19 protein-coding genes are annotated in these 20457 nt (G+C 69.7%); 10 read left to right on the top strand and 9 right to left on the bottom strand.

Going from position 1 to position 20457, the window contains the following annotated elements:
• Positions 1 to 31 precede the first annotated feature (31 nt).
• The 4 genes from C5E41_RS23250 to C5E41_RS23235 all read left to right on the top strand — a co-directional run bounded on the left by C5E41_RS23250 (position 32) and on the right by C5E41_RS23235 (position 4169).
• Complete coding sequence (locus tag C5E41_RS23250) at positions 32 to 1282, top strand: ArsA family ATPase (protein ID WP_104377958.1); 1251 nt, start codon at positions 32 to 34, stop codon at positions 1280 to 1282.
• Positions 1279 to 2091 carry a hypothetical protein gene (locus C5E41_RS34065; protein WP_181063383.1) on the top strand — a complete coding sequence of 271 codons (813 nt, stop codon included), beginning with the start codon at positions 1279 to 1281 and terminating at the stop codon, positions 2089 to 2091. The genes C5E41_RS23250 and C5E41_RS34065 overlap by 4 nt, the downstream gene beginning before the upstream one ends.
• Entirely contained in the window at positions 2088 to 3119 is a 1032-nt protein-coding gene (locus C5E41_RS23240; RefSeq protein ID WP_104377896.1) for an ROK family protein, read from the top strand. Before C5E41_RS34065 ends, C5E41_RS23240 begins: the two co-directional genes overlap by 4 nt.
• Positions 3120 to 3443: 324 nt before the next feature.
• Positions 3444 to 4169 carry a lysophospholipid acyltransferase family protein gene (locus tag C5E41_RS23235; RefSeq protein ID WP_104377895.1) on the top strand — a complete coding sequence of 242 codons (726 nt, stop codon included), beginning with the start codon at positions 3444 to 3446 and terminating at the stop codon, positions 4167 to 4169.
• Positions 4170 to 4266: 97 nt separating this feature from the next.
• On the opposite strand, the gene C5E41_RS23230 is transcribed toward C5E41_RS23235, so the two are convergent.
• Positions 4267 to 4782 carry a polyadenylate-specific 3'-exoribonuclease AS gene (locus C5E41_RS23230; RefSeq protein WP_104377894.1) on the bottom strand — a complete coding sequence of 172 codons (516 nt, stop codon included), beginning with the start codon at positions 4780 to 4782 and terminating at the stop codon, positions 4267 to 4269.
• 170 nt (positions 4783 to 4952) lie between these two features.
• Between C5E41_RS23230 and C5E41_RS23225 the strand changes: the two genes are divergently transcribed.
• The 3 genes from C5E41_RS23225 (at position 4953) to C5E41_RS23215 (ending at position 7206) form a co-directional block, all read left to right on the top strand.
• Positions 4953 to 6338: a class II 3-deoxy-7-phosphoheptulonate synthase gene (locus C5E41_RS23225; RefSeq protein ID WP_104377893.1), complete on the top strand. Its 1386-nt coding sequence runs from the start codon at positions 4953 to 4955 to the stop codon at positions 6336 to 6338.
• Between the two features lie 13 nt (positions 6339 to 6351).
• Positions 6352 to 6744: a hypothetical protein gene (locus C5E41_RS23220; RefSeq protein WP_104377892.1), complete on the top strand. Its 393-nt coding sequence runs from the start codon at positions 6352 to 6354 to the stop codon at positions 6742 to 6744.
• Between the two features lie 147 nt (positions 6745 to 6891).
• On the top strand, positions 6892 to 7206 hold the full coding sequence (locus C5E41_RS23215) for a hypothetical protein (protein ID WP_146097653.1): 315 nt from the start codon (positions 6892 to 6894) through the stop codon (positions 7204 to 7206).
• A 7-nt stretch (positions 7207 to 7213) separates the two neighbouring features.
• Here C5E41_RS23215 and pknB read toward each other — a convergent pair whose 3' ends face one another.
• Positions 7214 to 9196: a Stk1 family PASTA domain-containing Ser/Thr kinase gene (gene pknB, locus C5E41_RS23210; protein ID WP_104377891.1), complete on the bottom strand. Its 1983-nt coding sequence runs from the start codon at positions 9194 to 9196 to the stop codon at positions 7214 to 7216.
• Between the two features lie 136 nt (positions 9197 to 9332).
• Between pknB and C5E41_RS23205 the strand changes: the two genes are divergently transcribed.
• Complete coding sequence (locus C5E41_RS23205) at positions 9333 to 9701, top strand: Rv2175c family DNA-binding protein (RefSeq protein WP_063017302.1); 369 nt, start codon at positions 9333 to 9335, stop codon at positions 9699 to 9701.
• 343 nt (positions 9702 to 10044) lie between these two features.
• Here the strand turns inward: C5E41_RS23205 and C5E41_RS23200 are convergent, their stop codons facing one another.
• The 4 genes from C5E41_RS23200 to C5E41_RS23185 all read right to left on the bottom strand — a co-directional run bounded on the left by C5E41_RS23200 (position 10045) and on the right by C5E41_RS23185 (position 15684).
• Positions 10045 to 11289: a phytoene/squalene synthase family protein gene (locus tag C5E41_RS23200; RefSeq protein WP_104377890.1), complete on the bottom strand. Its 1245-nt coding sequence runs from the start codon at positions 11287 to 11289 to the stop codon at positions 10045 to 10047.
• Entirely contained in the window at positions 11286 to 12917 is a 1632-nt protein-coding gene (locus C5E41_RS23195; RefSeq protein ID WP_258081196.1) for an alpha-(1->6)-mannopyranosyltransferase A, read from the bottom strand. The genes C5E41_RS23200 and C5E41_RS23195 overlap by 4 nt, the downstream gene beginning before the upstream one ends.
• A 68-nt stretch (positions 12918 to 12985) precedes the next feature.
• Positions 12986 to 14563: a phytoene desaturase family protein gene (crtI, locus tag C5E41_RS23190; RefSeq protein WP_104377889.1), complete on the bottom strand. Its 1578-nt coding sequence runs from the start codon at positions 14561 to 14563 to the stop codon at positions 12986 to 12988.
• The gene (locus C5E41_RS23185) at positions 14560 to 15684 is read right to left on the bottom strand and encodes a polyprenyl synthetase family protein (RefSeq protein ID WP_104377888.1); all 1125 of its coding nucleotides are present in this window, start codon (positions 15682 to 15684) and stop codon (positions 14560 to 14562) included. Before C5E41_RS23185 ends, crtI begins: the two co-directional genes overlap by 4 nt.
• A 365-nt stretch (positions 15685 to 16049) precedes the next feature.
• Here C5E41_RS23185 and C5E41_RS23180 point away from each other — a divergent pair, with 365 nt between their 5' ends.
• Together C5E41_RS23180 and C5E41_RS23175 are read left to right on the top strand one after the other, a co-directional pair.
• On the top strand, positions 16050 to 17042 hold the full coding sequence (locus C5E41_RS23180; protein WP_104377956.1) for a methylenetetrahydrofolate reductase: 993 nt from the start codon (positions 16050 to 16052) through the stop codon (positions 17040 to 17042).
• A 150-nt stretch (positions 17043 to 17192) separates the two neighbouring features.
• Complete coding sequence (locus C5E41_RS23175) at positions 17193 to 17900, top strand: hypothetical protein (protein WP_104377887.1); 708 nt, start codon at positions 17193 to 17195, stop codon at positions 17898 to 17900.
• Here C5E41_RS23175 and C5E41_RS23170 read toward each other — a convergent pair.
• The 3 genes from C5E41_RS23170 to C5E41_RS23160 all read right to left on the bottom strand — a co-directional run.
• The gene (locus tag C5E41_RS23170) at positions 17884 to 19107 is read right to left on the bottom strand and encodes a glycosyltransferase (RefSeq protein ID WP_258081194.1); all 1224 of its coding nucleotides are present in this window, start codon (positions 19105 to 19107) and stop codon (positions 17884 to 17886) included. The two genes, C5E41_RS23175 and C5E41_RS23170, sit on opposite strands and share 17 nt — an antisense overlap.
• Before the next feature lie 69 nt (positions 19108 to 19176).
• Positions 19177 to 19917: an LppM family (lipo)protein gene (locus C5E41_RS23165; protein WP_258081193.1), complete on the bottom strand. Its 741-nt coding sequence runs from the start codon at positions 19915 to 19917 to the stop codon at positions 19177 to 19179.
• Between the two features lie 91 nt (positions 19918 to 20008).
• Positions 20009 to 20457 (bottom strand): carotenoid biosynthesis protein (locus tag C5E41_RS23160; RefSeq protein WP_146097652.1); only part of this gene is annotated, 449 nt, incomplete at its 5' end.

The following is a 20457-nucleotide window of genomic DNA, read 5'->3' as shown; positions in this document are numbered from 1 at the left end:
CGGTCGTGGTGCCGTCACGACCCGTCTCGAACTGTTCATCGGCAAGGGCGGAGTCGGTAAGACCACGCTCGCCTGTGCGGCGGCCATCGCCGCGGTGCAGGCCGGACAGCGCGTGCTGGTCGCCTCGGTGGACCAGGCTCATTCGCTCGGCGACGCATTGGGTTTCCGCTTCGCCCACGATCCCGGCACGGTTGCCGGGGTGGTGACCGTCGCCCCCGGATTCGACGTCATCGAGATCGATTCGCTTGCGCTGCTGGAGGATCGGTTCCGCGACGTCGCGCGGATGCTGTCCGGGGCCGGCCACGATCACGGCATCGACCTCGCCGCGCTCGACCCGGCCGAGCTCACCGGACTGCCGGGCGTGCAGGAACTGCTCGCATTGACCGAGATCGCGCAGTTCGCCGGCGAGGACGACTGGGATCTGATCATCGTGGACTGCCCGCCCTCGGCGGATATGTTGCGCATCGTCACCGCCCCCGACACCCTGCTCGGCTACCTCGAGCGAATCTGGCCCACCCATGCCCGGGTGATGAGCGCGACCGGTACGGATATGCGGCGCGCGGTGCTGGCCGCGACGGTGGAGCGGATCGCGGCCGCGGTCACGGCGATTCGGGATCTGCTGGCCGATTCGCAACGCACCGGGGCCCGGCTGATCACCGGCGCCGAACGGGTCGCGCTGGCCGAATCCGCGCGGGTGCGTTCGGCGGCGGCGCTGCTGGGTATGCGTCTGGACGCGGTGGTGGTGAACAAAGTGCTGCCACCGGTGCCGCCGGCCGACGGCGGCGCGCACCCCGCGGTGCAGTGGTATCTGCAGCGGCGCGCGGAACAACTCGACGTGATCGCGGACCTGCGCCGCCGGATGCCGGATGTGCCCGTGGTGATCGCCCATCACAGCGGGCCGGAACCGGTCGGGCCGCGGGCGTTGTCGGCGCTGGCACAGGCATTGCCCGTTCGTGGCAACCCGCCGACTGCCGAGCCAGACCCTATGCTGGGCGACACGACGCCGGAGCCGGGTACCGCGGCAGGGGAGCCGGAGGTGCGGTGGGAGTCGGGCACCGGGCTGGATTCGGTATTCACGCTGCGGATGCGTCTGCCGGTGGTCGACCCGGCCACGCTGCGACTCGGACGAGTGGAGGACGATGTGATCGTGGGAGCGGACGGGGTCCGGCGGCGGCTACGCCTGGCGCCGGTATTGCGGCGGTGCACGGTCGACGGCGCCGAACTCGACGGTGAGCAGCTCATCGTTCGTTTCCGGCCCGACCCGGGGGTCTGGCCGCAATGACCCACGCCCACGCGGACAGTTTCGGCGAATTCGCCCAGGAACTGCGCGCCCTCGCCGAAACCCTGCTCGAACGAATCGAACCCGCCCTGCGTCGTGCGGCCGCCGACGGCCGCGAATGGGACAGCTGCAGCTGGTGTCCCGTCTGCGCGGCCGCGGCGCTGGTTCGCGGCGAACACCACGAGGTCGTCGCCGCGGTCGCCGACCACGGCACCGCGATCGTGACCGTGCTGCGTGAAGCGCTGGCCGGAGTGCCCGTCGAACCGCTGCTCCCGGACGACATTCCGGATGCCGACGACGCGTCGGATGAATTCGATTCCGCGGCAACGGAAGTCGGTGCCGATCCGAGTTCGGTCCGCACCGAGCATGACGGCTGGATCGCGGGCGGGGCCAGTGCTCAGCACCGGGATCCGCGCGCAGGCGCCCGAAGTGACGACCCTGATCGTCACGGCGCCCGAGCAGCCGAAGGCGGCGGGGCGGAGGATGCCCACGGTGCCGGGGCGGCGGTGCGCGGCAGTGGGCACGGTGGAGACGACGAGCATGGCGGCGCCGGAGCTTCGGGTCGGCGCGGTGACCGGGCCGGGCGCGGGCGAGAAGGGCGGCCCGCGAGGGGATCGACGGCGCGGAAAGCGCGCGCGGCGAAGGGCGGCACAGCGGAGGCTGGGAGTGTGCGGGGGCCCGCACAGGCACGCGACGAGCAGGCGGGCGAGGCGCGGCGGAGTGATCGGCGCGCAGCCAAACGTGCTGGGCGGGGGCGGGATTCGGTCGAGCGACCCGGATACGTTCCCATCCCGGTGCGGATCAAGAAATGACCACCAGGGTCGCAAGAGAGGCTCCGCTCACTGTCGGCATCGATGTCGGCGGGACGAATATCCGGGCGTCGGTCGTCGACGGGGACGGGGAGGTTCTCGACACCGTCCAGGCGCCCACCCCGCATTCGGCGCAAGCACTCGAGGACGGTCTCGACCGCACGGTGCAGGAACTGTGCGCGCGCCACGACATCGGCGCGGTCGGGCTGGCGGTCGCCGGATTCGTCGACGAATCCCGCTCCTCGGTGCGTTTCGCGCCGCATCTGCCGTGGGAGGACACCGCTGTCGCCGGTCGGCTCGGACGCCGGCTCGGGTTGCCGGTGATCCTCGAACACGATGCCAATGCCGCGATGTGGGCGGAATACCGGTTCGGCGCGGCCGCGGGCGCGCACAACGGCGTGCTGGTCGCCATCGGCACCGGCATCGGCGCGGCGCTGCTGGTGGAGGGGCGGCTGTATCGTGGAAGTTACGGTGTCGCACCGGAATTGGGACATCTGCAGGTGGTGCCGCACGGCCGGATCTGCCCGTGCGGCAAACGCGGCTGCTGGGAGCGCTATTGCAGTGGTACGGCCCTGGTCGACACCGCGATCGAAATGCTGGCGACCGATCCGATGCCGTCGACGATCCTGGCGCGCGAGGTGGTCGGCGATCCGGGATCGCTGACCGGGCGCCGGGTCGCGGGCGCGGCGCACGACGGTGATCCGGTGGCGCTGCACGTGATGGCCGACTTCGCCCGCTGGCTCGGGCTGGGACTGGCCTTCGTCAGCGACATCTTCGATCCCGATCTGATCGTCGTCGCGGGTGGCGTCAGCTCCTCGGCACCGTTGTTCCTCGACGACGCGCGCGAGCATTACGCCGCCGCCATCACCGGCGGCCGTCATCGCCCGCTGGCCCGCATCCGCACCACGCAACTGGGTGAGGCGGCGGGGATGATCGGCGCGGCCGAACTCGCGCGCACGGCGCTCGCGGCCGGCCGAGGTGTCGATTCGGCGGCCGTGAGCCGGTCGCGCTCCGCCGCGGGCCGCGAATAGTCGTCGTCCTCCTCGGCGCCGATGCGCGCGACGGGAAACGGAATCGGCTTCTCGCGCCGGGGCGTCGAACGGGCGGATGGGTCGCACGAGGTGGGGAGCAAACGGTCCGCGGCGTCATACATCTCGCCGATTCGCTCGACGCCCGGTCGGTTTTCGGGCGGCGGAAGTACCTCAGGTGTACCCGATTTCACCGATGTGATTGCGGGCATGTGAAATACCTCGTGTGGGGTTGGTCGCAGCAGGTCGGCGACGGTAGAGTCGGTGCCGACGGAGGTGCCTGCGACGAGGCCGGTCCCGTTCGACAATCACAGGGGAAAGGACGCAATGTTCTACTGGCTGCTCAAATTCGTGCTGGTCGGGCCCTTCATGCACATCTACAACCGGCCGAAGGTCGAGGGCGTGGAGAATATTCCCGCCGACGGAGCAGTCATCCTCGCCGGCAATCATCTGTCGTTCACCGACTGGTTGTTCACTCCGCTGCTGAGCCCGCGTCGCATCACCTATCTGGCCAAGGCCGAATACTTCACCACGCCCGGACTCAAGGGCCGGCTGCAGAAGTTCTTCTTCTCCGGCACCGGCCAGTATCCGATCGACCGCAGCGGCGCCAGCGCCGCCGAGGATGCGCTCAACACCGCTCGTAGACTGCTGAGCGAGGGTCGCATGGTGGGCCTGTACCCGGAAGGTACCCGCTCGCCCGACGGTCGCCTGTACAAGGGCAAGACCGGTGTGGCACGCCTTGCCCTGGAGACCGGTGTGCCGGTGATCCCGGTGGCGCTGATCGGGACCGACGAGGTGTGTCCTCCCGGCCCGTTCCGGTGGCGCCGCCGCCGCGTCACCGTGAAGTTCGGCGCGCCGATCGACTTCTCCCGTTACGAGGGAATGGGCGGTAACCGCTTCGTCGAGCGCGCCGTCACCGACGAGATCATGTACGAGTTGATGCGGATGTCGGGTCAGGAGTACGTCGACGTCTACGCCGCCAGCCTGAAGAAGGGCGTACCCTCCGGCAGCCGCCCCGAGGCCGAGCGGATCCCGGAGTCCCTGGCGAGCTGACTTCCGCCCTTACGGTCTCGGCACGAACCTGCCGCGCGAGCGGCCGTCGCGGTCGCCGAGGGCCTCGCCCCGCAGCGCCGCGCGCCGAAGTCGTCGACTAGCGGCGATCGAGACCGGTGATCGCGCCGCTGCGGCGGAACGCCTCGATGGCCTCGTACTTGGCGAGATTGTGCCGGGCGTCGGCGAGCGCGTCGTGCGCGTCGGCCGGCACCGGCGGCAATTCCGGTCGGCCGTGGTGATCCCAGTGCTGGCGCAGCTCGTTGGTGTAGCGCGGCAGGGCCGCCGGCAGATCCACCATCGAACCCCACAGCTGGCAGAACGCCACATGGTCGTAGGCCCCCACCCACGCCCACAATTCCGGACGCACGGTCGGTCGCGGTATCAGGAATTGATAGAGGTCGTCGCGAATGCGCTGCCGACTGCGCCACAGCGGCGAGGAGGGGGAGGGAAGTTTCGGCAACACATTGCGCCGCACCCACTGCCCGGCTCGTTCGGGGTCGAATTCCGTTGACACCGCGTAATATTCCCGACCGTCCTCGCAGACCACGCCGATCGAAATCAGATCGATCGTCACTCCGTCCTCGATGAATTCGCAGTCATAAAAATATTTCACGCGGTCGTGCCCTTTCCGATTCGGCGTTCACCGGCGCTCGCGGTGATATCTCGGCCGAACCGCCCGACCCGGCCCCGCGCTCGAGGGTACGGCCCCGCCGGCGCGGTCGTATTCATCGCCCCTACCCTCCGGGTTACCCCGCGGTTGCGGAAGGTCCGTATTCTGAACTGGTGAACTGGACCGTCGACGTACCGATCGATCGCTTGCCGGAACTGCCACCGTTGCCTGCCGAGCTCCGTCGGCGACTCGACGCCGCGCTCGCCCGCCCCGCCCTGCAGCAGCCGTCGTGGGATCCCGAGCAGGCCGCCACCATGCGCACCGTCCTCGAGAGTGTGCCGCCGCTGTGCGTGCCCGCCGAGGTCGAGGAGTTGCGCCTGCACCTGGCCGAGGTGGCCCGCGGCGAAGCCTTTCTGATGCAGGGCGGCGACTGCGCGGAGACCTTCGCCGACAACACCGAGCCGCATATCCGCGGCAATATCCGCACCCTGCTGCAGATGGCGGTGGTGCTCACCTACGGTGCGAGCCTGCCGGTGGTGAAGGTAGCCCGAATCGCGGGCCAGTACGCCAAACCCCGCTCGGCTGACGTCGACGCGCTGGGCCTCAAGTCCTATCGCGGCGACATGGTCAACGCGCTGGTCGCCGACGCGGCCCAGCGCGAGCACGACCCCTCGCGGCTGGTGCGCGCCTACGCCAACGCCAGCGCCGCGATGAACCTGGTGCGCGCGCTCACCGGCGCCGGGATGGCCGATCTGCACAAGGTGCACGACTGGAACCGCGATTTCGTCGCGCAGTCGCCGGCCGGCGCCCGCTACGAGCAGATGGCCTCCGAGATCGACCGCGGCCTGGCGTTCATGAACGCCTGCCGGGTTCAGGATCCCAGCCTGCAGTCGGCCAAGATCTACTGCAGCCACGAGGCGCTGGTCCTCGATTACGAGCGGGCGATGCTGCGGCTGTCCCACAACGCCGCCGGCGATCCGGTGCTCTACGACCTGTCCGCGCATTTCCTGTGGATCGGTGAGCGTACCCGGCAACTCGACGGCGCCCACATCGCCTTCGCCGAACTGCTGGCCAATCCGATCGGTATCAAGATCGGCCCGAGCACCACGCCGGATCAGGCGGTGGAATATGTCGAGCGGCTCGATCCCACCAACGAGCCGGGCCGGCTCACCCTGGTCGCGCGGATGGGCAACACCAAGGTCCGCGACGTGCTGCCGCCGATCATCGAGAAGGTGCAGGCCACCGGACATCAGGTGATCTGGCAGTGCGATCCCATGCACGGCAACACCCACGAATCCTCCACCGGCTACAAGACCCGCCACTTCGACCGCATCGTCGACGAGGTGCAGGGCTTCTTCGAGGTGCACCACGCCCTGGGCACTCATCCGGGTGGCCTGCACATCGAGCTCACCGGCGAGAACGTCACCGAATGCCTCGGCGGCGCCCAGGACATCTCGGATCTGGATCTGGAGGACCGCTACGAGACGGCCTGCGATCCGCGCCTCAATACCCAGCAGTCCTTGGAATTGGCATTCCTGGTCGCCGAGATGCTGCGGTGACGGATCGGCCGTAGTGGACGTCGTATTTCGCAATGACGAGGGCCCCTCGCGCGGTGACGGCCGCCCGCGCGGGGAAGGTCCGGCCAGCGCGCAGAGCGCGCTGCGGATCGGCAACGCCGATCGCATCATCCTGCGCTTGCTGCGCGACCGCGACCGCGACGGGATTCCGTCGGAGGTCGTGCTGCGCGACGGCAGTCGCCTGCTGATCTTCAACATCTGCTGGGGCTACGAGATCTCCTGGGAGTTCGACGTTTCCCACGGCTACGCGCCTGCCGCTGCCGCCGCGCAGATCACCACCAACATCAGCCCGAGTATCGGCGGGGTGCCCGTGGAGGTGTTCACCACCACGGCGGTGGTGGCGGTCAACGATCCGGAGACCGGTGACCCTTTGCTGGCGGTCGGCTGAAACCGCTCGCCCGGGAAATCACGCGATCGTGACATGATCCGCAAAAGTTAGCTGTTCAGTTGCTGAACGTCCGAACCTGCACTAGGTTTCCAGGCGTGACACTGCAGCGGCAACGGGCTGTGCGGGAAATGTGCTGAGAGGATCGCTATGCAGAGCGCATCGGTAGCCAGGGGATTGCAAACCGCGAGCAGGCCGATCGCCGCCCTCGCCGAACACGTGCTCGAGATCGACGGTGTCCCGGTGACGATCGTGATCGAACGCCCGGAGGTCGACCGCGCCGGAATCGCGTGGCGCTGCCGAGTGCGGGTAGTGCGCGGCAACGGCCGGCTCGAACATTCCCAGGTAGTGGGCGCCAGTGCCAGCGCGGTGCTGCAGCAGGCGCTCGACCTGGCCAGTCGGCGGCTGGGCATCAGCGAGGCCGAACTGCTCGGCGGCGCCGATGTGGGTGGCGTGCTCGGCTGAGCTCGGATCAGAACGGCAGGACGGTGAGGGTGACCGTGGATCCGGGCGCCACATTCGAACCGCCGAACGGTGACTGCACGCGGACCGTGCCGCGGTCGCCGCTGAACACCTGGTTCAGCACGACCTTGAGGCCCATCCCCTCGAGTTCGGAGCGGGCCACGGCGGCGTTCTTGCCGGTGACATCGGGAAGCTGGATGGCGTCGGAGACGATCAGCGTCACCGTGGCGCCGGAGAGCACCTGGGTGCCGGCGGCCGGATCGGTGGCCGCGACCTGACCCGACTTGATCCTCGCGTCGAAGTCGGTGCGAGTGTCGCCTACGGCGAGCCCGGCGTTCTGCAGCGCCGCCTTCGCCTCCTCGACGGTCTTTCCGCGCACGTCGGGCAGCTTCACCGGCTGCGAACCCTTACTGCGGTAGACCTTCACCTGCGCGCCGGTCGGCAGGACCGTGCCGGGTGCCGGATCCAATTGCGCCACCGAGCCTTTCGGGGCGGTGCTGGGTTTCTCGCCGCCGTCGACGGGGGTGAGCCCGGCATCGCGGATGAGCTGGTTCACCGTCGTCATGTCCTGGCCCGGCTGAAACTGCGGCACGTGCGGCTGTCCGCTGGACACCAGGACGGCGACCGTCGACCCCTTCAGCACCTTCGCCCCGGCGGAGGGATCGGTGCCTACCACGCCGCCCACCGGAATGATGTCGGACGCCTTGTCGCGCACCGTCGTCCCGAATCCGGCGTCCTTCAGCTTCGCGGTCGCCTGTTCTGTGGTCATCCCCGCGATCGCCGGCACCGACGAATAGCGGCCGACCCCCAGCCACCAGCCGCCGATGCCCAGCAGCAGCGCGAGCACCACCACCACGGCCGCCCAGATCAACACCCGGCGCCGGGACCTGCCGCGATCGGGTACGAATTCCGGCCGATGCGGCGGCGCCGGCGGCTGGTGCGGACGCTCCGGTTCGGGCTCGGGCATCGGATGGGCCGCGGTCATGACCCGGGTGCGCGACGGTTCGGACGCGAGCCTGGTCGTCGCCTCGGTGACCGGCTGCGGGGTGTGGGCCGGTCCGGCGGCCGCGGCCGGGGTCTGCACGACGCGGTATCGGGCGGACACGTGTTCGGCCGATTCCCGGGGGGCCGGTACCCGGTAGTCGGGCAGATGCAGCACGGTGGCGATGCGATGCAGTTCGGCGGCCATTTCGGTGGCATCGGCGAAGCGGTGCGCGGGTTCGCGGGCGGTGGCGTGCGCGACCAGATCGTCGAACTCCGGCGGCACGCCCTCGATGAACCGGCTCGGGCTCGGCACGTCCTTCTCGACCCGCTGATACGCGATCGACAGCGAGGTGTCGCCGGTGAACGGCGCACGGCCGGTGAGCATTTCGAAGATCAGGATGCCGAAGGAGTACACGTCGCTGCGGGCGTCGGCGTTCCCGGCGGTGACCTGTTCCGGCGACAGATACGCCGCGGTGCCGAGGATGACGCTGGCCGAGGTCATATTCGAGCCGGCCACCGCCCGCACCAGGCCGAAGTCGGCGATCTTGACCTCACCGGCGTCGGAGATCAGCACGTTCTCCGGTTTGACGTCGCGGTGCACCAGTCCCGCGGCGTGCGCGACACCGATCGCGCGCAGTACCGGTTCGGCGACCGCGCGCACCGCGTGCGGGGGCATCGGGCCGCGTTCGCGCAGCAGTTCGCGCAGGGTGCCACCCTCGACGAGCTCCATGATGAGGAACGGATACTCCCCGTCGATGCCCTGGTCGTAGACCGCCACGAGCGAGGGGTGCTTCAGCTTGGCCACCGAGCGGGCTTCGAATTCGAAGCGGGTCAAAAACTGCGGGTCGCCGGCGAACTTCGGATCCATCACCTTGATCGCCACGGGCCGGTCCAGCCGGGAGTCGACTCCCCGGAACACCATCGACATCCCACCACGCGCGATCGGCGCGTCGATGCGGTAGCGCCCGTCCAGCATCTGGCCGATCAACTGCTGTCCTCCGAATTTCACCTAGCGGTTGCCGCCCCCGTGACGGCACCACCGATCGTATAGGCGTGCGCCGTCACGGTCGCTGATGACGTGCTTACGTCCCCGCCGAAACCGGGCGTACGCTGTATCCGGATGCCGACGGACTACCGTTGTGCAGGTGAGTGCATTTCCTTGCAGCGACGATGTCGTTCCCGAATCGGTGACCTTGCTCCCGTTGCCGGATGTGGCCGAACAACTCGGCATCGCGGTGACCAGAGTGCATCAGATGCTGCGCGATCATCAATTGATCGCGATCCGCCGCGGTGGTATCGCCGGTATCCCGAAAGATTTCTTCGATTCCTCGGGCGCGGTCGTCAAGCCCCTGACCGGCCTCATCACGGTGATGCGTGATGCGAAATATACGAACGAGGAAATCCTCGAATGGATCTACGCCGAGGACGACACCCTGCCCGGCCGTCCGATCGACGCCATCCACGGGCCGCTCGCCCGCGAGGTCGTCCGCCGGGCCGCGGCCGAACCGTTCTGAGGCGAGCGTTCGGCCTCGGCTCGGGAGCGCGGCCGCTCGACGCCGCGAGGTAGTCGGTTGTGGCGGTCATGCCCGCCAGGTTCGAGTGGTACGAGCTGAACCACCCTGGCCGGATCGTCGAGGCTCGGCCCGTCCGTCCCGGCGTCCGCCACGAGCGGACCGGGGCCGTCGGGGCGCGGTTTTTTTCGGCGCTGAGCTGGAGGCCGCACTTGTCGAGTACTGCTCGGTGGCTGTGCTGTGCGCGAAGCGCAATGCCGGGTCGTCGCGCAGCGCGCCTGCTCGTGCGAGGCGACTCGGCCGTTCGCGGGTGCCGGAGTTCTCGTGGGGCGCGGCCCGTTCGGCGTCAGATGTGTGGCGCGTTCGGTTGTGCTGTGCGGAATGTCCGGTGGAACGGGGTGTGGAGAGGCGGGGCCGGACTTCTCGGCCGGCGCAGCCCGGAACCGAATTCGGTGACCGCGACCCGGAGCCGCCGCGAGGTGGGAACCGTTGCGCGGCGGTCGAATACGGCGTAGTCGTGGCGCTCGATCTCGTCGAGGATTTCGCCGTACAACACGGCCGCGGTGCGAATGGCGGGGCGTACGCGCGGACGGAGCAGATCGATGCCCGGCGCGGCGGTCCGATAGACCGCGCGGTTGATCGCGATCAGATGTGCCAGGGCGCGGCGTACCCGGGGATCGGTCCCGCCGGTACGCCGGCAGTGGGCGAGCAGACCGGCGTCGACGCCGAAGGCGGCGAGTTCGTCACCCGGCAGGTAGATGCGCCCGCGATCGAGATCTTCGGCGATATCCCGCAGAAAGTTGGTGAGCTGGAATGCCTCACCCAGCGCGGCGGCCGCCGGTTCGGCCTCGGCCACCGGTACCACCGTGCCGAGAACCGGGAGCAGTTGCAGCCCGATCGCCGCCGCCGAACCGCGCATGTACTCCCGCAATTCGCCCATATTCGCATACCGATTCCGGAACAGCGGACTTCCTGGCACATCCATCCGCATGGCATCGAGGAACACCCGGAAGTGTTCGGGCGCAATGCGATACCGGGCAATGGTGTGGACGAGGGCGGTGAGTACCGGGCCGTCGATCGCCACGCTTGCGGCGCGCGGGAGCTCGGCCTCCGTTGTTCCGGCAGCGGTCCGGCAGTCGGCCGCACCGATGCGCCCGCCCGCGCGGGTGGCGCCGAACCCGCGGACGGGCTCGTCCCGCCTGATCTCTGCGAGCAGCCCCGCATCCTTCAGTGCTGTGTGAAGTTGCGTGTCGATTCGGTCCAGGCGCAATGTCGCAGTGAGATCGGCAGTTCCGGAATCGAACGCGGCCTGGCCGGTCGTGCGATCGGAGTCGGTGGAGGCGAGATCCCGCGCCGCGCTCGAGCTCCGGTGACCGAGCCCACCGAAACCGGCCGCCTCGCATGTGCTTTCGGCATGATCGACGATGTCGTCGACGGTACGTGCGAACGCGTAGAGCGCGTGTACCGCGGCCCGTTGGGGCGGGGACAGTAGTCGGGTGGCCAGGAAATAGGTGCGGCCGTGTTCCGCCGCGATGGCTCTGCAGTGCCGGTATGCGGCCGCCAGTTCGGCGTCGGGGCCGCGGCCGGTCATTGCTTGGGTCTGCCCGAATCCGCGCGCAGCCGCAGCGGATCCACCTTGCGCAACGACAGCGCCGCCACCACGGCGACGAAGGTGGCCGCCGCGACGTGCCAGACGTTGTACAGGCCGATCGAGCCGCCCGGCTGGAACACCAGCATCAACCAGGTGCACAACCCCACCAGGATCATCAGGGTGGTGGTCGACATGGCGAATCCGGCGGCCAACGCCAGCGGCCACGAGTAGTACCAGGGCAGTGCGGCGGGGGACAGAATCACGATCGCGACGAAAGCGATGAGAATGCCCATCACCGCATCGCGTTCGGAGCTCTTGTAGCGCCACCAGGTCCATACCAGGATGGCGACCAGTGCGAGCGCGCAGAGTCCGCGCGTCCACACCAGCACCTCACCCAGATTCAGCGGCGTTACCCAGGTGACCATGTGCGCCATGATCGTCGGCAGCGAGAGCCAGTTGATGATCTTCTTCGAGCCCGACAGCGCCGTCAGCCAGCCGATACCCACGCCCGCGGCCGCGGAGGCGGCCACGAAGACCACAGCGAACACCGACACGCCGAGGCCCGCGATCTTGACGAAGGTCCGAATCGGGTGCGGCAGCGGCCCCTTGTTCTCCGCGGCTCGCCGCTCGCGTTCGTGAATCATCCAGATCCACACCAGGAACGGCAGCGCCACCCCGGCCGTCGCCTTGATCGCCACCCCGATGGCGACCACCACGATGCCGGCCGCGTGGTGCCGCTCCAGCACCAGAGCGATGCCGGCCGCCATCAGGCCGACCATGAGCATCTCGTTGTGCACACCGCCGATCAGATGGATCAGCACCAGGGGGTTGAGCACCGCCAGCCACAGCGCGACCGTCGGCTTACCGCCGAGGTGTTTGGTCATATGTGGGACGGCCCACATCATCAGGGCCAGTCCCGGCAGCATGACCAGGCGCATGGCAATGGTGCCGGCCACCACGTTGTCACCGGTGATGCTGGTGATGGCCTGCCCCATCAGCAAGAAGATCGGGCCGTAGGGTGCGGTGGTGGTGGTCCAGACCGGGCTCACATTGTCCAGCAGCACACCGGGATTCACCACCGGCCCGACCTTGTACGGGTCGAAACCGTCGCGCAGCAGCGCGCCCTGCGCCAGATACGAGTACACGTCCTGGCTGAACATGGGCACCGCGAACAGCAGCGGCAGAATCCAGATGCCGACGATCACTCGCAATTCGTTCAGCGTCACGGTGCTGCCGGGGCCGCGACGCGCGCCGGTCCCGATGGTGATGCGCCCCAACCGAACCCAGGCGATGATCATCGACAGCACACCCAGCCACACCACGATGGTCGCCAGCGCGTAGCCGTGTCCGAATCGCAGCCAGGACAGGTGGGCCGCTTCCAGCAGGGGATCGCTGCGGCGCACCGCGCCGGCACCCAAGCCACCGAAGGTGATCAGAACCGCGCCCCAGAAGCCGAGCAGAGCGGCATGGCCCTCGGGGCTGCGGAAGAAGTCGCCGCCCCAGCGCACCCACCAGCGCACCGTGTGCACGGCCGGTTCGGGAACCGGCACGGCGGTCACCGGCACCGTGGCAACTGTGCTGGTCACCGGCGCTGTCGCGGGGGCAGTGTCCATATCGGGGGTCGGCATGGTTCGTCTTCCCCCCGGGAATGTCGGTGCGGTGCGGAACCGCGGGAGTGGTCAGTTCGCGCGCCAGTTTAATGGGTTGTCGGCAACCCTAGCGCGTCGGTCGGCGGAGCGGCACCGTCGGCGTGCCCGAAGGCGCCGGTAATGCGTTCGGCGGCCAGTTTTCCCGACAGCAGCGTGGTCGGCACGCCGACTCCCGGCGTGGTCCCGCATCCGGCCAGCACCACGTTGGCCGGGGTGCGAGCGAGATTGCGGGTGCGGAACGGTCCGGTCTGGCGGAACAGGTGCGCCGCCGAGAACGGAGTTCCGGCGATCATCCCCTGCTCGTACCATGTCTGCGGCGTGTCGAGGTGATCGACGGTGAAATGTCCGGCGATACCTCGGTATCCGCGCCGCTCCAGCTCGGCCAGCAGTTCGCGCAGGTACGCCGGGGCCAGACGCGGCCAATCCAGGGGTGCGGCATCGAGATTCGGGCACGGTGCCAGCACCGACAGCGGTTCGTAGCGGCCGGTGGGTCGTTCGACGAACTGGCCGGGATCGCTGATCGCGGGCCGGGTGATCAGCAGCGACGGATCGCTCATCAGTCGCCCCCGGCCGCGCCGGGCGGCGATTTCGGCGAAGGTTTCCTCCCAGGCCCGGCCGAAATCGATGGTGTGGTGGGCCTGTAGCCGCCACCGCGCCGCCACCTCGGCCGGGATGGTGCCGTGCGCCACCACCGCGGAGGGTGCCGCCCGCAGCGGGCGGTGCCGGCGAATGCCGAAGCGACTGAGCGAACCGAGGTCGGCGGTCAGGACCACGGCATCGCACTCGAAGCCGCGCCCGTCGGCGGTGCGGACCCGCCGGGCGCGCCCGGCGTGATAGTCGATACTGCTGACCTCGCAGTTCAGTTCCAGCTGCCCACCGGCGCCGGTGAACGCGGCAGCCAGCGTCGCGGTGATCGCCCGCATGCCGCCGACCGGGAAGTAGACGCCCAGCGAGGTGTCCATATGTGGAATCGCGCCGTAGACGGCCAATGCCTGCGCGGGTGCGGTCCCAGCGTAGAGAGCCTGAAAGGTGAACAGCCGCGCCAACTTCGGATCGCCGAGGATGCGCTCGACCCGCGGGCCGAGCCGGCCGAACGCGCCCAGCCGCACCAGTTTCCACAGGGCCGCGCGCTTCTCGGGTACGCGGACCATATCGAGCGGGGAGTCGAAATTGGTGTCCATGAACTGGTCGTAGGCGCCGGTGTAGATCCGGGCCAGCCAGTCCCGCAGATCCCGATAGCGTTGCGCTTGCGAGGCTCCGCATGCGCGGCGCACCTCGGCCGCCATCCGCTCCGGATCCGAATACACTCCGATCACGCTGTCGTCGGCGAAACGCGCCTGGTAGGCGGGATCGAGGCGGTGGATCCGCAGTCCGTGGGCCGCGGCATCGGTGCCGACCGCGGCCAGCGCCTCGTCGATCAGCCCGGGCAGAGTGAGAACCGTTGCCCCGGAGTCGATCTCGTAATCCGGCCCGCGATAGACGCCGACTCGCCCACCCGGATGATCGGCGCGTTCGAGCAGGGTGACCCGGCGCCCGGCTCCGGTCAGATACAGCGCCGCCGCCAGCCCGGACAGGCCGGCGCCCACGACGACGATCCGATCGCACCGTCCGGCAACGGTTTTCATGACACCCGCCTGGTCGCGGCCAGCGCCATCGCACGCAGCCGGTCGCCGGCCTCGGGGGTGACCGAACTAGCCGCGAGCGCGCCGAGGCCGCGGTCGGTGAGCTCGGTGATGCGGCGCTCCACATCGTCGACGGCACCGAGTCCGGTGATGAGATCGCGCAACCGGGTGACCTGATCGGGAGCGAGGTCGGTGCCCAGCGACGAGCGCAACAGCCGCGCCGCGGCGGGATCGGTGGCGTCGGCGCGGCGCAGTGCCTCGGCGACCAGGACCGTGCGCTTACCCTCGCGCAGGTCGTCACCCGACGGTTTGCCGGTGACGGCCGGATCGCCGAAGACGCCGAGCAGGTCGTCGCGCAACTGGAACGCGATGCCGATATCGGTGCCGAACTCCCGGTAGGCCGCGATCAGTTCCGGATCGGCCCCGGCCAGCGCGGCGCCGAGGTGCAGCGGCCGCTCCACGGTGTAGGCGGCGGTCTTGTACCGGTTGATCCGCAGCGCGGCGGCCACCGAATCGTCGGCGCCGGCCTCACCGTGCACGTCGAGCAGCTGGCCGCCCATCACCTCGGTGCGCATCGCCGCCCACACCGGGGCGAACCGCGCCCGGGCCGCGGCGTCCAATCCGGCCGCGGCGATCATGTCGTCGGCCCACGTCAGCGCCAGATCGCCGATCAGGATGGCCACGCTCACTCCGAAATGCGCCGAATCGCCACCCCAGCCGTGGTCGCGGTGGCGATCTTCGAAGTCCACGTGCACGGTCGGGAAGCCGCGCCGGGTACGTGAGGAGTCGATGATGTCGTCGTGGATCAGCGCGCACGCCTGCACCAGTTCCAGTGCCGCGCACGCGGTGAGCACCGATTCGGCCTGGTCACCGGACGGATCGCCGCCCGCGCCGAGCCATCCGGTCCAGGCGAACGACGGCCGGGTCCGCTTGCCGCCGCGCAGCACGAAATCCTCGAGGGCGGCCGTCGCGGAGACGACGACCGGTCCCAGTTCGGCGATCAGTTCGCGGCGGCCGGCGAAGAATCCGGTCAGCGCCTCGTCGACCGCGCGCACCAGCGCCGCGGAGTCGTTCGGCGCCGGACGTGCCGGGCTGGCCGGACCAACGGACAACGCAACCTCCAGGTAGTTCGTCGTATCGGCGAGCCGTTACCGGGCACGCCGGGGCGGCTCCGGCGTGCCGAGGATGTGGCCGGGGCGAGAGCCTGTGTATGCACCGGCGACGGCTGCGGCGGTCCCGGCCGGTCGTCGCGGGAAAGTCGTATCGCGGCGTCCAGCGGCCCATCGTGCACCTTACTGCGTCCGCTCCGTCGCCCGACAGGCCCGTGGCCCGCACGTGACCGGCGCCGCACGCGGTGCGAACGGCGGCGGCGCGAGCATCTCGGCCGAGGCGGGAGCCGTCGGCGCCCGCGAACCGAACCGGCAGCTGGACCGGCGCGGATCCGGGCCGGGCGGCCCGTCGGGGGAGGGTGTCCTACTACACTGGACCGGTGAGTTTCGACAACGTACGGGGACGATCGACCCCAGGCCGACCTTCCCGGACGCCGTCCGGAACTCCCTCGGTGGTGGGGCAGCTGGGCCGCCGCCCCGACGGCACCATCCCGTTCTCGGTCGAATTCAATCCGCCGCGCGATGCCGAGGCCGAGGCGCGGCTGTGGCGCGCCGCCCGTGAATTCGAGCGGATGCATCCGGCGTTCGTCTCGATGACCTACGGGGCGGGCGGATCCACCCGCGATCGCACCGCGCGCATCACCGGACAGCTGGCCCGCGAAACCACACTGCTGACCGTCGCGCATCTGACCGCGGTTGGGCACAGCGTGGCCGAACTGCGGTCCATCGTCGGCAGCTACGCCGATGCCGGTATTCGCAACATGCTCGTGCTGCGCGGTGACCCGCCGGGCGATCCGCTGGGGGAGTGGCGCAAACATCCCGACGGTGTCGAATACGCCGAGGAACTGGTCCGCATGGTCTGCGAGCTCGGCGACTTCCATGTAGGGGTGGCGTCGTTCCCGCAGGGGCACTACCGGTCTCCCGACCTGGACCACGACACGCGCTATCTGGTCTCGAAACTGCGTGCGGGAGCGGAGTATTCGATCACGCAGATGTTCTTCGACGTGGAACACTATCTGCGCCTGCGGGACCGGGTCGCGGCCTACGACCCCGAACAGGGCGCCAAGCCCATCATTCCCGAGCTGATGCCGATCACCTCGCTGCGCACCGTGCAGCGCGCCGAGGAGTTGTCGGGTCGGCCGCTGCCCCCGCGGGTCATGCAGCGGCTCGAGCAGGCGGCCGGCAACGATCCGGAGGCCAATCGCACCGCGGTGCGCGCGGTGGGCATCGAGATCGCCACCGAGATCGGGCAGCGACTGATCGACGAAGGCGCGCCCTGCCTGCATTTCATCACCTTGAACTTCGCCAAGGCGACCACCGAGGTGCTCACCAACCTCGGCTATACGGTAACCCCGGCCGTCGTCAGCGCCTGATCGGCGTTTCGCGGGCGAGTTGCCGCGCATTCGCCTCTGCCGGCGGTACCCTCTCGTGCACCGTGACGACGCGGAGGTCCCCGAGTCATGCTGTGCGGCCCGGCGGACCGACCCTGGTGCGGATGTTCCGCTGAACTCAGGAGAACCTCGATGGCCGTGGTGACCAGTCTCGTCCGTCTTTCCGCAGCGCTCACCGTGACCGGTGCGCTGACCTTCGCCGGCGCCGCCGCCGCGACCGCCGCCCCGCCCGACCCCGCCGCCACCATCGCCGCCGTGGGCCAGAACCCGGCAGCGGCGACGGATTTGCTGACCGCCTATCAGACCGCGGTCGAATCGCTGAAACAGCTGGGTATCCAGCCGTTCCTGTATCCGTCCGGGTCGGCGTTCTGCCAGGACGGCAGCACCCTCGGTCTCGTCCCGGCACTGGCCGGCGCGGTGCCCGGGCCGTGGCCCAAGCTGGCGGTGCCGGTGCCCGGACTGGATCTGTCCGCGGTGAAGGCGGGGCAGACGATGTTCGCCTTCGTCCCCTACGGCATGGGCCCCGACGGCACCGACACCACCGGTATGCAGGTGGCCTGGTTCAACGTGTCCAACGGCCGCGGCGGATTCGCCGCCATGGGCCCGATGTCCCAGGTCGTCGGCTCGATGGTGCCGCCGAATCTGCCGCCGGAGGTGCGCCCGGCGTTCGAGCAGGCGATCCGCAACTTCTTCCTGGCGGCGCTGCCGGTCGGCGGCGTGCGGGCGGTGCCGGTGGACACCGGCTCCGGAACGGTGCTGGCGGCGGTGTTCGGCACGGTCCGCAACGGCGCCAACACCTGTGCGTTCCTGCCGACGGTCGGTGTTACCTCGGTGCCCTGAGTTCGACGCGCCCGGGCCGGGAGCGGTCCGGGCCGTCCGGCACCGGGCGGCCCTTCCAGCGCAGCGCCCCACGCCGATGCAACAGCCACGACCGGCCCGACAGTCGCAGATACGCGCCGATCGACACCGGATGTGCCAGCGCCGCAGCGATATCGGCGCCGCGCGGAAGCGTCCCGGATTCCAGTGAGCGGGCCAGCAGCCGGCTCGCGACGCCCGAGCCGTAGCCGGCGACACCGATCCGCCGGATCCGGTCGTGACCGAACAGCGCGGCGAGGGCGGGCAGCACGTAGGCGACCGCGGCCACCGTATCCACCGCCAGGGCACCGGCCGGGCCGCCGTAGGCCGACCACAGCCAGCGGGTGTAGCCGCCGTCGACTTCGGCCGCGCCGCGGTACATGCGGGTACTCGCCAGCGTCCCCGCCGCCACCAGCACTGTGCGATGTCCGGCGCGCCGTAGTACCCGTGCCAGCGCCAGATCTTCGGTGATCGAACCGGCCACCGCCGCATGCCCGCCCACCGCGCGATAGACCGCGGTGTCGAAGGCGAGGAACTGCCCGCACGCCACCGCGGTCGAGGGCCGCAGGCCGCGATCGGCCAGCCGCACCGGCAGCGTGGTGGCCCACGACCAGCACAGCAGCGGCTGCACCAGCGCCTCCGCGAGCGATCCCGCCCGCTGATACGGCCAGGGCGACACCGAACCCGCACCGCTGCGGCGCAATTCGCTCACCGCCGCGGCGATCGCCTGCGGGCGCAGCCGTACGTCGGCATCGAGGAAGATCAGGACGCCGGGTGGCGGGTCGGCGGCGACGCCCGCGAGTTCGGCCAGGCGCGCGCAGGCCGCGTTCTTGCCGGTCCATCCGGGTTCGGGGTCGGTGTCGGCGGCGACCACGGTGAATCGATCGTCGTCGCCGATCGCCTCGACGGCGGCCGGGAAGGTGCCGTCGGTGGATCCGTCGTCGAGGATCCAGATCCGCATGCGCGAAATACCTTGCTGCGCACGCAGATCCGCGATCAGTCGCGGTAGTCGTGTTGCTTCGTCGCGGGCCGGGATGGCGACGATCACCGGCTCGATCACCGGGGTGGCATCGGCCTGCAGCCGCCGCATGCCGAGCCGGTTCACCAGTGCCACCGCCCATCCCGCGCCGGCCACGATCGCGCCCGCCGTGACGAGCGGCTCGACGACCGACCGCGCGCCGCGCGGCCTCACGTGGCCGCTCCCGGCGGCTGGGCCGAGACGGCGGAGGCGGTGCTCACGGGCGCCCATCATGGTCCCGGATCAGGCGTCCTGCTTCACCCGCGGCCGCCACGGCGGCGTGGGGTTGCGATTCAGATACGCCAGCACCGCGACCATGGCGGCCACCGCGAGGGTGATGCCACCGACGATGCCGGCCCATCCGGCGAAGGAGCGGGTGTTCGGGTCGGCGTAGCTGACCTCGGCGCGCACGGTGCTCACATCGCCGGCCGGCAGCTTCCACGAGACCGTCGAATCGCCTTGGCGAGTGCCGTTGGTGGTGGCCACCCGGGCCGGGAAGGCGACGGTGAACCGCACGTCGGAACCCTGCGGCGGAACGGATTTCAAGTCGACCCGGCCGGTGAGGGTGACCTTGTCGCCGGTACGGATGAATTGCAGGTTGAACATGCCCTGCGTCTGATCCGACAGCGCGCCCAACTGCTGCACCTCGCCGAAGGTCAGGTCGTCGAAGTAGACCTGGCTGCCGACGTAGCCGTCCTGGCTGTAGGGCTCGACCCGGATCTTCGCGGCCAGGGTTTCGGGGGACTTCAACTCGGGGCCTTTGTCCTTGTCGTTGGCCGGGATCACGGCGGCCACCAGATGGCCGGACACGCGGTCGTTGGAGGACACGCCCATCGATACCTGGACCCGCAGGCAGCCGGTCAGCAACGGCGCCAGCAGCAGCGCCAGCAAGGCTACGGACCAGAGGCGATGACGCCGGGTTCGCCGCGGCGGGTGGGTCGACTCTGGCCTCGATGGTGTCGGACTCGGCTGCACGGCACACATCGTGCCATGAGCCGCGGTGATCGTCGGCACGCGACGGGCGTTTGCGGCGGGGTGCGGGCCGCGGTCGCGCGACTCGCCCAACCCGTGCGCGCTACGGTCCGGTTTCGGATCTGCCGGTAAACCGTGGTCGCTCGGAGTCGGGACCGCCCGTGTGGCCCGGCGCGAGCGGCCGGGCCCGGTCGCTCGCCGCACGTAGCACCCAGACCACTGCGGGTACGGCAATCAGCCCGAGACCGAGTGAGCCGTACCCCGCGGACGCGGGCAGATCCAGGAACACCGCATGGGCCAGGGCCGATCCGAACCAGGTCCACAACAGCACCGCGATCGGTACCGCGGGTCCGGCGCCACGCGGTGCGCAGCGGCGTTCGAGCGCCACGAGCAGTGTCGCCATCAGGGCGCCGACCGCGAACCAGCCGAGGTAGTTCGTATACGGGATATCGCGGATTCCGGGCAGGCCCGGCTGAGCCGAACACCAGGTCCACTGACCGTCGGCCACCATCTGCGGATCGAGATAGAGGTCCCAGCCCACCGCCCCCGCCG

Source organism: Nocardia nova (assembly GCF_002933465.1).
GTDB lineage: Bacteria > Actinomycetota > Actinomycetes > Mycobacteriales > Mycobacteriaceae > Nocardia > Nocardia nova_B.
The sequence above is the reverse complement of the archived record's forward strand: the minus strand, read 5'-3'. Positions and strand labels throughout refer to the sequence as shown.